General features: G+C 61.8%; 10 protein-coding genes. 8 read left to right on the top strand and 2 right to left on the bottom strand.

Annotated elements, in window-relative coordinates:
- Positions 1-161 precede the first annotated feature (161 nt).
- Complete coding sequence (gene corA, locus JWP26_RS01960) at positions 162-1145, top strand: magnesium/cobalt transporter CorA (protein ID WP_299722671.1); 984 nt, start codon at positions 162-164, stop codon at positions 1143-1145.
- Between the two features lie 143 nt (positions 1146-1288).
- Here corA and JWP26_RS01955 read toward each other — a convergent pair whose 3' ends face one another.
- Together JWP26_RS01955 and JWP26_RS01950 are read right to left on the bottom strand one after the other, a co-directional pair.
- Positions 1289-2092, bottom strand: a complete 804-nt coding sequence (locus tag JWP26_RS01955; protein ID WP_299722668.1) for a nucleotidyltransferase family protein — start codon at positions 2090-2092, stop codon at positions 1289-1291.
- A 472-nt stretch (positions 2093-2564) separates the two neighbouring features.
- Entirely contained in the window at positions 2565-3026 is a 462-nt protein-coding gene (locus JWP26_RS01950; protein ID WP_299722665.1) for a VOC family protein, read from the bottom strand.
- A 257-nt stretch (positions 3027-3283) separates the two neighbouring features.
- Between JWP26_RS01950 and ftsZ the strand changes: the two genes are divergently transcribed.
- The 7 genes from ftsZ (at position 3284) to JWP26_RS01915 (ending at position 13080) form a co-directional block, all read left to right on the top strand.
- Positions 3284-4942, top strand: a complete 1659-nt coding sequence (ftsZ, locus tag JWP26_RS01945; protein WP_299722662.1) for a cell division protein FtsZ — start codon at positions 3284-3286, stop codon at positions 4940-4942.
- A 111-nt stretch (positions 4943-5053) separates the two neighbouring features.
- On the top strand, positions 5054-6010 hold the full coding sequence (gene lpxC / locus JWP26_RS01940; RefSeq protein WP_299722659.1) for a UDP-3-O-acyl-N-acetylglucosamine deacetylase: 957 nt from the start codon (positions 5054-5056) through the stop codon (positions 6008-6010).
- A gap of 87 nt (positions 6011-6097) precedes the next feature.
- The gene (locus JWP26_RS01935) at positions 6098-6943 is read left to right on the top strand and encodes an outer membrane protein assembly factor BamD (protein ID WP_299722656.1); all 846 of its coding nucleotides are present in this window, start codon (positions 6098-6100) and stop codon (positions 6941-6943) included.
- Positions 6944-7094: 151 nt separating this feature from the next.
- Positions 7095-8765 (top strand): DNA repair protein RecN, encoded by a 1671-nt coding sequence (gene recN / locus JWP26_RS01930; RefSeq protein WP_299722653.1) that lies wholly within the window; start codon positions 7095-7097, stop codon positions 8763-8765.
- A 258-nt stretch (positions 8766-9023) separates the two neighbouring features.
- Positions 9024-11234, top strand: a complete 2211-nt coding sequence (gene ligA, locus JWP26_RS01925) for an NAD-dependent DNA ligase LigA (RefSeq protein ID WP_299723236.1) — start codon at positions 9024-9026, stop codon at positions 11232-11234.
- 27 nt (positions 11235-11261) lie between these two features.
- On the top strand, positions 11262-12551 hold the full coding sequence (locus JWP26_RS01920; RefSeq protein ID WP_299722650.1) for a hypothetical protein: 1290 nt from the start codon (positions 11262-11264) through the stop codon (positions 12549-12551).
- Between the two features lie 64 nt (positions 12552-12615).
- Positions 12616-13080, top strand: a complete 465-nt coding sequence (locus JWP26_RS01915) for a DUF3828 domain-containing protein (RefSeq protein WP_299722647.1) — start codon at positions 12616-12618, stop codon at positions 13078-13080.
- Positions 13081-13087: the final 7 nt, after the last annotated feature.

Genomic DNA, 13087 nt, shown 5'->3' with positions numbered 1-13087 from the left:
CGCGGGCGCATGACGCGGGCAGTGGTACAGCCACTTCAACCCAGAGAAACCCCATGAACCCCGACAGTCGAAGTTGTTCTTCGATCCCGTTCGCGGTCCTGCGCGCCTGACAGCGATGTCGGCTCGGCGGACCGCAACCGGTCTTGCCCAGGAGCCTCGCCATGCTGCGCGCATATCAACATCAAACCAATAAACTCATCCAAGTTCCGGTATCCGAGGGAAGCTCGACCGACGGATTGGTCTGGCTCGACCTGCTCGATCCGACGTCCGAGGAAGACAATCTCGTCGAGTCGCTGCTGGGGATCGTCATCCCGACGCAGGCCGAAATGGAGGAGATCGAGCTATCGGCCCGGCTTTATAATGAAGACGGCGCCGAGTTCATGACCATGACGGCACTGTTCAAGCTGGACACCGAGGAGCCTTCCAAGACCCCGGTCACCTTTATCCTCAAGGGCATGACCCTGGTGACGGTGCGCTATGCCGAACCCAAGCCGTTCCTGGCGTTTTTGATGCGGGCGCAAAAGGCCAAGGGCATCATCTGCGGCTCGGGCGAGCAAGTCTTCCTGGGGCTGCTGGAAGCCATGATCGATCGGACGGCCGATGCGCTGGAGCGGGTCGGCTACGAGATCGACCATATTTCGCGCGACGTGTTCCGTAAGAAGAAGTCCAGCGCCAAGCAATTGCAGCAAGATTTGCGCTCGATCATCGAACAGATCGGCGCCAAGGCGGAACTGTTGACGATGGTGCAGGAGAGCCTGGTCAGCATTTCGCGGCTGGCGGCGTTTCACTCGGCGCCCGACGCTCCCACCACCAAGGCAGGACGCGAAACGCGGCAGTTGATCAAGCTGATCCAGCGTGATGCGCTCTCGCTGGGCGAACATGCGCGGACACTGTCGAGCAAGATCAATTTCCTGCTCGATGCCACGCTTGGCCTGATCAATTTGGAGCAGAACCAGATCATCAAGATCTTCTCGGTGGCGGCCGTGGTGTTCTTGCCGCCGACGCTGGTGGCCTCGATCTATGGCATGAACTACGCCATCATGCCCGAACTGCAGTGGACCTTCGGCTATCCGTTCGCCCTGGGGCTGATGGTCCTGTCGGCCATCCTGCCGTATCTCTATTTCAAGCGCCGCGGCTGGCTGTAGGTCGGACGGCCAGTTGGTGATGACGGGCTGCAAACGGCAATTTTCTGCGCTTCCGGTGCTCACGTACAAACGTACGCTGCGCTCCGGTTCTCGAAAACCACCATTTTCGCCACGTCCTCACTCAACTGTCCGCACGACCTAGCCTACCAGGCGCGGCCGGCGGCCTCGCCCAGCGTCAGGCTCAATCGTCGGCGCGTAGCGGCCTCAAACTCTTCGGGCCAAGCGATATCCAGTCGCTTGGCCATTGCCCGCGCCCGCGGCATGAACTGTCGGGCAATCTCGAAATTGGCTTCGATCAGCGCTTCGCGCTGCGGTCCCGGATAGGGCAGGGAGGCGAGCAACTGCATCTGGTCGGACGGCAGGAGCTTCGACTGATGCAGGATGCCGCCGGGATCGGGATTGGTCACGTCCTGCATCAACAGGGTTTCCAGATGCCCGCGCATCATGCCGATGCCCAACACCATGGTGACATATTCCCGTCGGCCAAGGGCCACGGGGAGCAGGCCTAGCATGCGGATGAACTCGTGGATCAAATAATGGACCACGCGTGGGTCGGGCGCCTTGGGCGGGAGGCTATCGGGCAATGAGGCGTAGATGCCGTCGCGGTCGATCAGCGGCTTCAGGGTATTCTTCGCGCGGTGTCCCAACTTGCCGGGCGGGGCAACGTTGAGGTCACATCGTAGCCACTCTGCCGACACCGCCATGATGATGAGGCCGCCACGGTTCAACTCGTTCCAGAACACGATGGGGGTGATCGCGTTCAGCACCTCGCGCCAACGAAGGGCAAAAGCGGGCTGCTCGTCCGGCTCCACCACGGCAAGAAAGTCGACATCGCTGTATTCGTCGGCGGTGTCCCGGCCATAGCTGCCGGCGAGAAACAGAGCGTGGATCGCGGGCTCATTGGCCAAGGCTGCTGTGACAGCGTCGATCAGGTCTTGCTGGTTCATGCCGATCCTCCTCGATGGCACGCGGTAGCAGGCCATAGTCCGGGCCGATTGGCAACAGCTTGGCAGTGCTGGATTTTGACCTATGTGACAGCGTCTATACCGAATTTGTCCGCGAGCCCGTGGGGGCTACGGCAATTCTGGCGGATCGCGGGCTATCGAACACTTGCGACAGGTTGCGGCGGAGTCGCAGATGGTGTCGCTGCGCCAGACCGTGCAGATCAATGCCCACGAGTTCATCGGGTTCATGCAGGGCAAGAGCTTTGCTTACTATCCCTATCTCTATACTGCCGCCGAGCTGATGCTGGATAATCTGGCGTGGTGGGTGGAAGCCCTGAATGCAGCTCGGGCCGCCAAGCCGAACCAGGCACCTGATATGGCCAAGCTGTTCAAGGCGTGGGGGGGCGTAGAGCGCGTATATATGGTGGTCGTCACCTTCGGGCCCGAGGGTGACGACCAGACCGATATTCCGGTTCTACCCGCCCGCATAGGCCTTCTGCAGATCGGCGACGACGAGTTTGCGCATTCCCATCATGGCCTGCATGGCGCGCTGGGCGCCGGCTCGGTCGGGGCCCATGACGGTTTCGAAGATCTGCTTGGGCACGATCTGCCAGGACAGGCCGAACCTGTCCTTGAGCCAGCCGCATTGGCTTTCCTCACCGCCGTCGGCGGTCATGGTGTTCCAGAAGTGATCCACTTCGGCCTGATCGGCGCAGGTGACGAAGAACGATACGGACTCGGTGAACTGGAACCGCGGATTGCCGCCGAGCGCCATGAACTTCTGGTCCTCAAGCTCAAACTCGGCGGTAAAAGCCGGCTGGCCAGGGGCAGCGCGAGTGATGTTGGTGACTTTGGCGTTCTTAAACGTCTTGGTGTAAAATTCCACAGCTTCATCGATGCGGTTGTCGAACCACAGACAGGGCTTGATTGAGGTCATAGTCGTCTCCTCGAATGGGCGTTGTACTTCGTTTAGAACCAATTGGTTATATGACCATATGGTTATCTACTGGGCGACAACGGCCGTCAATCCTTATTTTCGGCCGTTTGGGGTGTGTCATGGTTAACGCGGGGTAAGCGAAATGGTCCCGTGTGTCGCAAATTGCGGTCACGTTAACGCCTGAGGGACAATTGTTAGGCTGGAGTTAACGAATAGCGGGGTAAATCTTTACCAACCACGCCACTATGAGGCCCACCATGACCATCAACCTCACGATTCCGGATATCCAGGAACTGAAGCCCCGCATTACCGTATTCGGGTGCGGTGGTGCTGGCGGCAACGCCGTCAACAACATGATCGAGTCGGGCCTCGAAGGCGTCGACTTCGTCGTCGCCAATACCGACGCGCAAGCGCTGGCCCTCAGCAAGGCGCCGCGCATCATCCAGCTCGGCGTCGGAGTTACCGAAGGCTTGGGCGCCGGCTCGCATCCTGAAGTGGGCCGCGCAGCTGCCGAAGAGAGCTGGGACGAAATCAACGATCACCTTTCCGGCTCGCACATGGTGTTCATCACCGCGGGCATGGGCGGCGGCACCGGTACCGGCGCAGCGCCTGTCGTGGCTCGCGCAGCGCGCGAGCAGGGCATCCTGACGGTTGGCGTGGTCACCAAGCCGTTCAATTTCGAAGGCAATCGTCGCGCCCGTCTGGCTGAGGATGGCATTGACGAGCTGCATCGCCATGTCGACACGCTGATCGTCATTCCGAACCAGAATCTGTTCCGCGTTGCCAACGAGAAGACCACCTTCGCCGACGCGTTCGCGATGGCCGACCAGGTGCTGTTCTCGGGTGTCGCCTGCATCACCGACCTGATGGTCAAGGAAGGCCTGATCAATCTCGATTTCGCCGACGTGCGCGCCGTGATGCGTGGCATGGGCAAGGCGATGATGGGTACCGGCGAGGCTTCGGGCGAAGACCGTGCCCGCCACGCCGCCGAGGCTGCCATTGCCAATCCGCTGCTCGATGACGTGTCGATGCAGGGCGCACGCGGCCTGTTGATCTCCATCACCGGCGGTCCCGACCTGACCCTTTATGAAGTCGATGAAGCGGCCAGCCGCATCCGCGAGGAAGTCGACGCCGACGCCAATATCATCCTGGGCGCCACTTACGATCCAAGCCTGACCGGCACGATCCGCGTGTCCGTGGTGGCCACGGGTACCGACGCCGCCATGGTGCAGGCGCTTGAGCCGGCCAAGCCGCATGCTTCGCGCACCCCGCTCTCGGTCAAGCGCCACGTTCCGGTGGAGCCGACCCGCGTCGCCATGGAACGCGCCGCAATGACGACACCGCTGGAAATCGAGCATCAGGTGGAAGCCGCAGTTGCCGAGGCCTTCGCGCTCGAGCAGCCGACGCATACATCGAGCTATGGGCATGAGGACGACGGCGTGTTCGTCGAGCCCTATATCCCGGCTGTTGATTCGAATTACGAGCACGAAGAGATCGCTCAGGTCGAAGACCAGCCCGTTCCGAGCGTTTATGTGCCTTCCAACGCCGCCCGTCCCGAAGGTCAGCGCCGCATGCCGCGCACCGAGGAGCTGCCGATTGTTGCGCGCCGGTCACAGGAAGCGCAGGAACGTCAGGAAGTCGAGCCGCGCAATGCCCGTGCTTTGTTCAAGCGGCTGGCGTCCAATGTCGGCCTAAATCTGGGCCAGCAGGCTGCCGCGAAGGACGAAACCAGCTATTCGAGCGCCGACGACCACGCGGCTCGCAGCGCAATTGAAGCAAGCAGCGCAAGGGGTTCGCAGGTTCGTCCACCTGTCGATGGGGCCATTGGTGGGCTCGATGCGCAGGGTCGCCAGCCCGCGCCGGCACCGCAAAAAGACCACCTCGAAATCCCAGCTTTCCTGCGCAAGCACGGTTAAGGTTCGGTAATCCAAACGCTGAAACATTGCTCGGTGCGGCTTCCGCACCGAGTTTTTTTTGGATAACACTTTCGTCGCAAAACCACGGCCGGGTCCGGAGTTCTTTCGAGTATGCAGAATATGACCACGCGCCAGCGTACCCTTGCTGCCGCGATTAGCTTTGCCGGATACGGCGTTCACAGCGGCCAGCCGGTGACCCTGACGCTGAGCCCCGCTCCCACTGACAGTGGCTACCTCATCAGCCGTGATCTGGGCGAAGGCCGCAGAACCGCGCCGGTCGCGGTCCATTTTTCCCGGATTACCCGCACCACGCTGTGCACCACGCTGGACCTTGGCGATAGCGTATCGGTCGCCACTATCGAACATGTCACCTCGGCGCTTTCCGGTATGGGCGTCGACAATGCCCTGATCACCGTCGATGGCGGCGAATGCCCAATTCTGGATGGCAGCTCGCGCCCGTTTGCCGAAGCCATCCTGCAGGTGGGTCTGGAAATCCAGCCGGCACAGCGCAAGTTCCTCAAGATCATGCGCGCCGTCACCGTGCGCAACAATGATGCCTTTGCGGCGCTTGAACCCTATAATGGGCGCGCGCTGGACCTCGAGATCGATTTCGACTCCAAAGTCATCGGCCGCCAGCGCATGATCTTCGACTGGACGCCGCGCCGCTATTACGACGATGTTTCGAGCGCCCGCACTTTCGGCTTCGTTCGCGACGCCAAGGCGCTGCGCCAGGCCGGCTATGCGCTGGGTTCCAGCCTCGACAATTCGATCACCGTGCATGAGGACCGCATCCTCAATCCGGGCGGATTGCGCTACGAGGATGAATTCGTGCGCCACAAACTGCTCGATGCGATCGGCGATCTGTCGCTCGGCGGGCTGCCGATCTGGGGCCGGTTCCGCTCGTACAAGGGCGGCCATGCCCTGAATGCCCATGTCCTGAGTGGTCTCTTTTCCAGCGATGCCAACTATGAAATAGTGAATGCCGAGGATCTGCCGCTGGAGTTCGATAGTTTCGATGACCAGCCAGAAGGCTTGGAGATCCGTCACTATCTGCGCTCGGTTGGCTGATCGAGCGTCATGGCGCGGCCACAGTTTTGATCCAATTGAACTTTAGGCCGCAGCCCATATGCGGTTCTTATGAGGACGGGGCAGTTCGTGACAGTTGATGCAATTGGTGGTTACACCAGCCGGGCCGCCCGGTTTCTGACGATGGGCCTGCTGGTCCTGGCGCTGGCAGGCTGCTCGGGGTTCAACCTTTTCGGTCCGCCCAAGATCAAGGAAGAGCCGATTATTCCGGCCGCGGCTCTGTATCAGAGCGCGCTCGATAATATGGACAAGCAGCGCTACATGACGGCGATCGATACGCTCAAGACGCTGGAACGCCAGCATCCGCGCGATCCGATCACCGAAAAAGCCAAGCTGATGGAAGTCTATGCGAACTATCGCATCGGCGGATATCCAGAAGCGATTCTGGCGGCCGACCGGTACCTGGCGGTTTATCCGTCCGGCAAGGACGTGCCCTATGTGCTCTATCTCAAGGCCACCTCGTACTTTGGCCAGATCAAGGACATCACACGCGACCAGCAATTGTCGCGCGATTCGATCGACACCTATAACCTGCTGATTTCGAACTATCCGAAGTCGGAATATGCCGACGACGCCAAGGAAAAGCTGCTGGTTGCCTATGATCAGTTGGCTGGCAAGGAAATGTCGGTGGGCCGGTATTATCTTGGCAATGGCCAGTATACCGCCGCCATCAATCGTTTCCGCGTCGTGGTGGAGCAGTGGCAGACTTCGACCCATATCGAGGAAGCGCTGTATCGCCTGACCGAGGGCTACTTGCTACTGGGTCTGACCAACGAGGCCAAGACCGCCGCGGCAGTGCTGGGCCACAACTATCCGTCGAGCGACTGGTATAAGGAAGCATTCGACCTGTTGGGCAAGCAGGGGCTAGCGCCGGCGATGAATGACGGTAGCTGGATGGCTGGCTTCAAGAAGTAATCTAGAATTCTGTTGCTTGTTTGTTCCGGGGTGCGCTAGCTTGCTGGCGCGCCCCGTTCGTTTGTTGCCGGCTGAGTCCGGCTAGGCAATGCGGGGTGGGCAGGGCGCTTTGGACCAAGGCGCCAGGTGAGAGTTCGGGAACAGTCACGCCATGCTCAATACGCTTTCGGTTCGCAATATTGTCCTGATCGATCAGCTCGACTTGGCGCTGGACGGCGGCATGACCGTGCTGACCGGCGAGACCGGCGCGGGCAAGTCGATCCTGCTTGATGCGCTGACGCTGGCGCTGGGCGGACGCGGCGACGCCTCTCTGGTGCGGGCCGGCTGCGATAGCGGGCAGGTTGTGGCAGTGCTGCAACTGGCCAAGGATCATCCGGCCCGCGCGGCATTGCGCGATAACGCCATTCCCGACGACGAGGATGTGATCCTGCGGCGCGTGCAATATCCCGATGGGCGGACGCGGGCGTTCATCAACGACCAGCCGGTATCGGCGGCGCTGCTGCAGCGGGTTGGCAGCCAGATAGTGGAAATTCACGGCCAGCATGACGACCGGGCGCTGGTGGACGCCGCCACGCATCGCTCCTCGCTGGATACGTTTGGCGTGCTCGAAGGGCAGGCCTCCGCGGTGCGCGAAGCCTGGGCGGCGTTGACCGATGCGCAGGACGCGGTGACTGCGCAGAAGGCCCTGGTGGCCGAGGCGTTGGCGCAAGAGGACTATGCACGCCACGCGGTGGAGGAACTGTCCAAGCTCGGTGCGACAGTCGGCGAGGAGGAGGAACTGGCCGAGCGGCGCCAGCACCTGCAGCAGATCGAGCGCTCCGTCTCCGACGTCAAGGAAACCGACGATATCCTTAACGGACCGTCGGCGCCCGCCCCGGCTTTGTCGAGCCTGATGCGGCGGTTGCTGCGCAAGATCGATAGTGGGGCAACGCTGTTCCAGCCGATCGTCGATGCGCTGGACGCGTCATTGATCGCGCTGGATCACACTTCGGATACGCTGGAAGCGCTCAAGCGCGAGATGGCTTATGATCCGTCCGAGCTTGAGAATGTCGAGGAGCGGCTGTTCGCATTGCGGGCGGCTGCGCGCAAGCACCAGACGGTGTGCGACGAACTACCGGCAATTTTGAAGAAGTATGCTGGTGACCTGGAAACGCTGCAAAGCGGGGAGACGAGGCTGGCGGCTCTCAAGCATGCGGCGGCTAAGGCGCTGGCTGACTATTCGGCGCTCGCGGGCACGTTGAGTGCCGGGCGCGCCAAGGCGGCGGCGGCTTTGGGCGAAGCCGTGGGCGCGGAACTGCCGGATTTGAAGCTGGGTGCGGCCAAATTCATTGTGGACCACCAGATCGATGACAGCCGGATCGCGGCCAGCGGGTTCGACCAGATCGCCTTCCACGTCCAGACCAATCCAGGGACCATGGCTGGACCACTGCTCAAGGTCGCGTCGGGTGGCGAACTGAGCCGGTTCCTGTTGGCACTGAAGGTGGTGCTGGCCGATCGTGGTTCGGCGCCGGTGCTGATCTTCGACGAAATCGACACTGGCGTCGGTGGCGCCGTGGCCGATGCCATCGGGCGGCGCTTGGCGAGACTGGCCGGCAAGGTGCAGGTGCTGGCGGTGACCCACGCGCCGCAAGTGGCCGCGCGGGCGCAACGGCATCTGCTTATTGAAAAGCAGATGGTGGACGAGGGCGCTTTCATGCGCACTCACGTCAAGCCGCTCGACAAGCCGGCGCGGCGCGAAGAAGTGGCACGCATGCTATCGGGGGCGGAGGTCACGGCTGAGGCGCGGGCCGCGGCCAGTAAGCTGTTAAGCGAAGTGCACTAATCTTCTTGTTGCTGGTGGCCCTCAGAAGGGGTGTCTCCTCCAATCAAGCTTAGGTTCGGTGTCGAATCCCGCTCATCCGGCGCTGCGCGCCACCTCCTCCCCGATGGGGAGAAGAAAAGGGGACACTGAGCTGGCAGAATTCCTCTCCCCGTCGGGGAGAGGGTGGCCGAGCGAAGCGGAGGCGGGGTGAGGGGGCTTCTGGCAGGCGGCTACATGGTTTAGTTGTTCGGGGAAGCATCGAGTAATTCCATGACCGACCTGTCTAGCAAATCCATCGACGATCTTATCGAAGCCGAGGCCGAGGCCGAATTGGCACGCCTTGCCGAGGCGATCGCGGCGGCAGACGTCGCCTATCACCAGAATGATGCGCCTGAGATAACCGACGCGGACTACGACGCCATGCGGCGCCGCAATGACGCGATCGAGGAGGCGTTTCCGGGGCTGGTGCGGGTGGATAGCCCGTCGCTGGCGGTTGGCGCGCCGCCCGCGGAGGGCTTTGCCAAGGTGCGGCACGCCGTGCCGATGCTGAGCCTCGCCAAGGCCTATACCGACCAGGACGTGGTCGATTTCATCCAGCGCGGACATCGGTTCTTCGAGCGGGATAAGGAACTGGAGCTCGTTTTCACGGCTGAGCCCAAGATCGATGGCCTGTCGGCTTCGCTGCGCTACGAGAATGGCGTGTTCGTACAGGGCGCGACGCGTGGCGATGGCACGGTGGGGGAGGACATTACCGCGAACCTGAGGACCATCGCCGATATTCCGGCCAAGCTTGCCGGCACCGGCTGGCCCGACAGCATCGAAATTCGCGGCGAGGTCTATATGACCTATGCGGAGTTCCAGGCGCTCAAGGCGCGTTCGGCAGCGGCGGGCGGGCAGGATTATGTCAATCCGCGCAATACTGCGGCGGGCTCGCTGCGGCAAAAGGATGCCTCGGTCACGGCCAGCCGCAATTTGCGGTTCTTTGCCTATGCCTGGGGGCAGAGCAGCGCGGAGCCCGCCGATACGCAATACGATGCCGTGCAGAAATTTGCCGAATGGGGCTTCAAGGTCAGCCCGCTGATGGTGCGGGCGAAATCGGTTGAGGAGCTGGTGGCGCAGTATCGGCTGATCGAGGCTCAGCGCTCGTCGCTGGGCTACGACATCGACGGCGTGGTCTACAAGGTCGACCGGCTTGATCTGCAGCAGCGGTGGGGTTTTGTCACCGGGGAGCCGCGCTGGGCGATTGCGCATAAATTCCCGGCCGAACAAGCGACGACAGTGGTCAAGCGCATCGATATCCAGGTGGGTCGCACCGGCACGCTGGCGCCGGTGGCGCGGCTTGCCCCGGTGACCGTGGGCGGCGTAGTGGTCGAAAATGTGACGCTGCACAACGAGGATTATATCAAGGGTTTTGACAGTACCGGGCGGCCGATCCGTGGCGATGAGCCTATTGACGTGCGCATCGGCGACACGGTGGTGATCCAACGGGCTGGCGACGTCATTCCGCAGATCGTGCGGGTGGTGTTGGAGAAGCGGCCGGCGGACGCGGTGCCGTACGAGTTTCCGCATGAGTGCCCAATCTGTAAATCGCCGGCAACGCGCGAGATAAACCCCAAGACCGGCAAGGAAGACTCGCGGCGGCGCTGCACCGGGGAACTGGTTTGCGCGGCGCAGGCGGTGGAGCGGCTGCGGCACTTCGTGTCGCGCGGGGCGATGGATATCGAGGGGTTGGGGGCCGAGAATATTGACCTGTTCTTCAATGCCGGCCTGATCAAGACTGCCGCCGATATCTTTACGCTCAAGGACCGGCGCGCCGAGGTGCAGGCGGCGCTTGGTGCGCGGCGCGAGGCCCAGGCTAAATTGCGCGAGGAGGCCTCCGGCAAAGCCCGAAAAAATGTGCGTGGGGTCGAGGACCGCAATTACGAGGGGCTGGAAAAGCTGTTCAACGCCATCGATGCGCGGCGCGAGCCGGAACTGGACCGCTTCATCTTCGCTTTGGGTATCCGTCATATCGGGGAGACCACGGCGGCTGTACTCGCGCGGACTTTTTCGACCATGGAAGAGCTGATCCGGGTCGGCAAGGAGACGGCCGCCCATGCCGACGATCCGCATAGCGTGTTCCCTGATGTCGACGGCATTGGCGATACGGTGATCGAGGCGCTGATCGATTTCTTCGGCAATCAGCGCAATGACGACGTCATTGAGGCGCTGCTCCGGCAGGTGCATCCCAAGGCCTATGTACTCAGCGTTTCGGCCGATAGCGTGGTGGCGGGCAAAACGGTGGTGTTCACCGGATCTCTCGAAAAAATGACACGATCTGAAGCCAAGGCTATGGCCGAGCGGCATGGCGCCAAGGTCGCGGGGTCGGTTTCTGCGCAGACGGATATCCTGGTGGCGGGACCAGGAGCCGGCTCGAAGCTCAAGAAAGCCGAAGACCTGGGCGTGCAGGTGATCAGCGAGGACGATTGGTTCGCGTTGATCGCCAAATAGCCGGCCGAGGGGCCGCAGGGAGAGACGATGGGCTTGAAGCTTTGGGCGGCCGGACTGGCCGCCGCATCACTGATGTTGCCTGGATTGGCGCAAGCGGGGGAGGCAGGCGACCTGCTGCGCGCCCACCTTTACGAGGGCACGATTGCCGAGGGACTGGCGGCGGTAACGCCGCTGGCCGAGGCGGGTGACCCGGAGGCCAAGTTCGCCGCTGGCATGCTGACCTTTGTCGATGGGCTGCAGGGGGTGTCGCGGGATTTGTACCGTTATGGCGCGACGCTCCCGGACACCGGAGTGTTGGGCGTCCTTGGCATGATTGGCCCCAGCGGGCAGGGCGTGCCGGCCAATCCAAATCCCGAACCGATTACCTATGAGAAGTTCCGCACGCTGCTGCAGGACCTGGTGACCAGCATGGACGCGGGCGAGGCCCTGTTCGAAACGGCCGGCGAGACTGGCTATGTGGTGGCGCTGGAGCCGCTGAAATTCCGCTTCGACGCGAATGGGGATGGCACCGCCGAGCCTGGCGAGACGCTGGGCGATCTGCTAGGACCGGCGTTCGGTTGGGCCGATATTCCCTACCCAGATGGGCTGCCGCCAAGCGGCAAGAAGAAGGGCGGAGAGACGCCGGCTGAGCAGAAATTCGAGATCGGCTTCGATCGTGCCGATGCGATCTGGTTCGCGGGCTATACCCAAGTGATTGCGGCCCATGCCGATTTCCTCTTGGCGCATGACTTCCACGGTCTGGTGGATGCTTATTTCCATCGTCTCTTCCCCAAATCCGGACTGCCGATGCAGGACGCGAGCAATGGTACGCTGGCGATGGACCCACAGACCGACGCGTCGATCGCCGACGTCGTCGCGGCAATCCATACGCTCGATTTCCCGGTAATCGATAAGGCGCGGTTGGCCGGCGTGCGTGACCGGTTGCTGTCGATCACGGCCCTGTCGCGCAAGAACTGGGACGCGATCCTGGCCGAGACCGATGACGACCACGAACTGGTGCCCTCACCGAGCCAGACGCCGCTGAGCAAGGACGCCAAGGTGGACGAAGCAACGGTCAAAGCCTGGATGGCGACGCTGGATACGGCCGACCAGATTCTCAATGGCGAATTGCTGGTGCCGCATTGGCGCTTCAAGCAGGGCTTTGATCTCAAGGCCTATTTCGAAACCGCAACCGAGACCGATTTCGTGATGATCCTGACTGGCCTTGGTGCCGTTCCCTTCCTTAAGGACGGTCCGGTGGCGAGCGCCGAAAGTTTTGCCGAGGCCAACAAGGTATTCGGCGATCAGTGGCTGGGCTACGCCTTCTGGTTCAACTAGAACTTTTGCGCCGGTGCTGCCTTCGAGCCGCGCCGGCGCTCACGCTTCACTATGGAGGACTTCCATGCGTCTTGCTGTTCTTGCCGCCGGCTTCGTTCTGGCGTTCACCGGGATTGTGGCTGCACAGCCCTATGATACGCCCGACGCGCTACTGCAGGCATTTTATGCGCGCTATCTCGCCGCCGACACGGATTTCAGCGATGAGGGCGAGTTCAGGTCCGCCGGGCTGCAAGCGCTGTACGACGCTGATGCCCAAACGACCCCGGAGGGGGATAGCGGCGCACTGGACTTCGATCCGTTCATTGACGGGCAGGACTGGCAAATTACAGATTTGCAGATTGGCGCCGCCGGAATTGCTGGCGATTATGCGTCGGCGGACGTGAGCTTCAAGAATTTTGGCGAAGAGCGGACGCTGAGCTACGACTTGGTGAAGGAAGACGGTGGCTGGAAAATCGACGATGTCGAATCCAAGACGCCCGGCAACGAATACCGGCTGAGCGAGATTTTTACGCTGGCACATACTGATTGAGGATAAC

The organism is Devosia sp., from assembly GCF_028290435.1.
In the GTDB taxonomy this organism is placed as follows: domain Bacteria; phylum Pseudomonadota; class Alphaproteobacteria; order Rhizobiales; family Devosiaceae; genus Devosia.
Note: the sequence above shows the minus strand (reverse complement) of the source record. Positions and strands in the feature narration are given on the sequence as shown.

Coding starts and splice junctions, on each gene's coding strand:
- corA (WP_299722671.1), top strand. CDS start 162: ATGCTGCGCGCATATCAACATCAAACCAATAAACTCATCCAAGTTCCG.
- JWP26_RS01955 (WP_299722668.1), bottom strand. CDS start 2,092: ATGAACCAGCAAGACCTGATCGACGCTGTCACAGCAGCCTTGGCCAAT.
- JWP26_RS01950 (WP_299722665.1), bottom strand. CDS start 3,026: ATGACCTCAATCAAGCCCTGTCTGTGGTTCGACAACCGCATCGATGAA.
- ftsZ (WP_299722662.1), top strand. CDS start 3,284: ATGACCATCAACCTCACGATTCCGGATATCCAGGAACTGAAGCCCCGC.
- lpxC (WP_299722659.1), top strand. CDS start 5,054: ATGCAGAATATGACCACGCGCCAGCGTACCCTTGCTGCCGCGATTAGC.
- recN (WP_299722653.1), top strand. CDS start 7,095: ATGCTCAATACGCTTTCGGTTCGCAATATTGTCCTGATCGATCAGCTC.
- JWP26_RS01920 (WP_299722650.1), top strand. CDS start 11,262: ATGGGCTTGAAGCTTTGGGCGGCCGGACTGGCCGCCGCATCACTGATG.
- JWP26_RS01915 (WP_299722647.1), top strand. CDS start 12,616: ATGCGTCTTGCTGTTCTTGCCGCCGGCTTCGTTCTGGCGTTCACCGGG.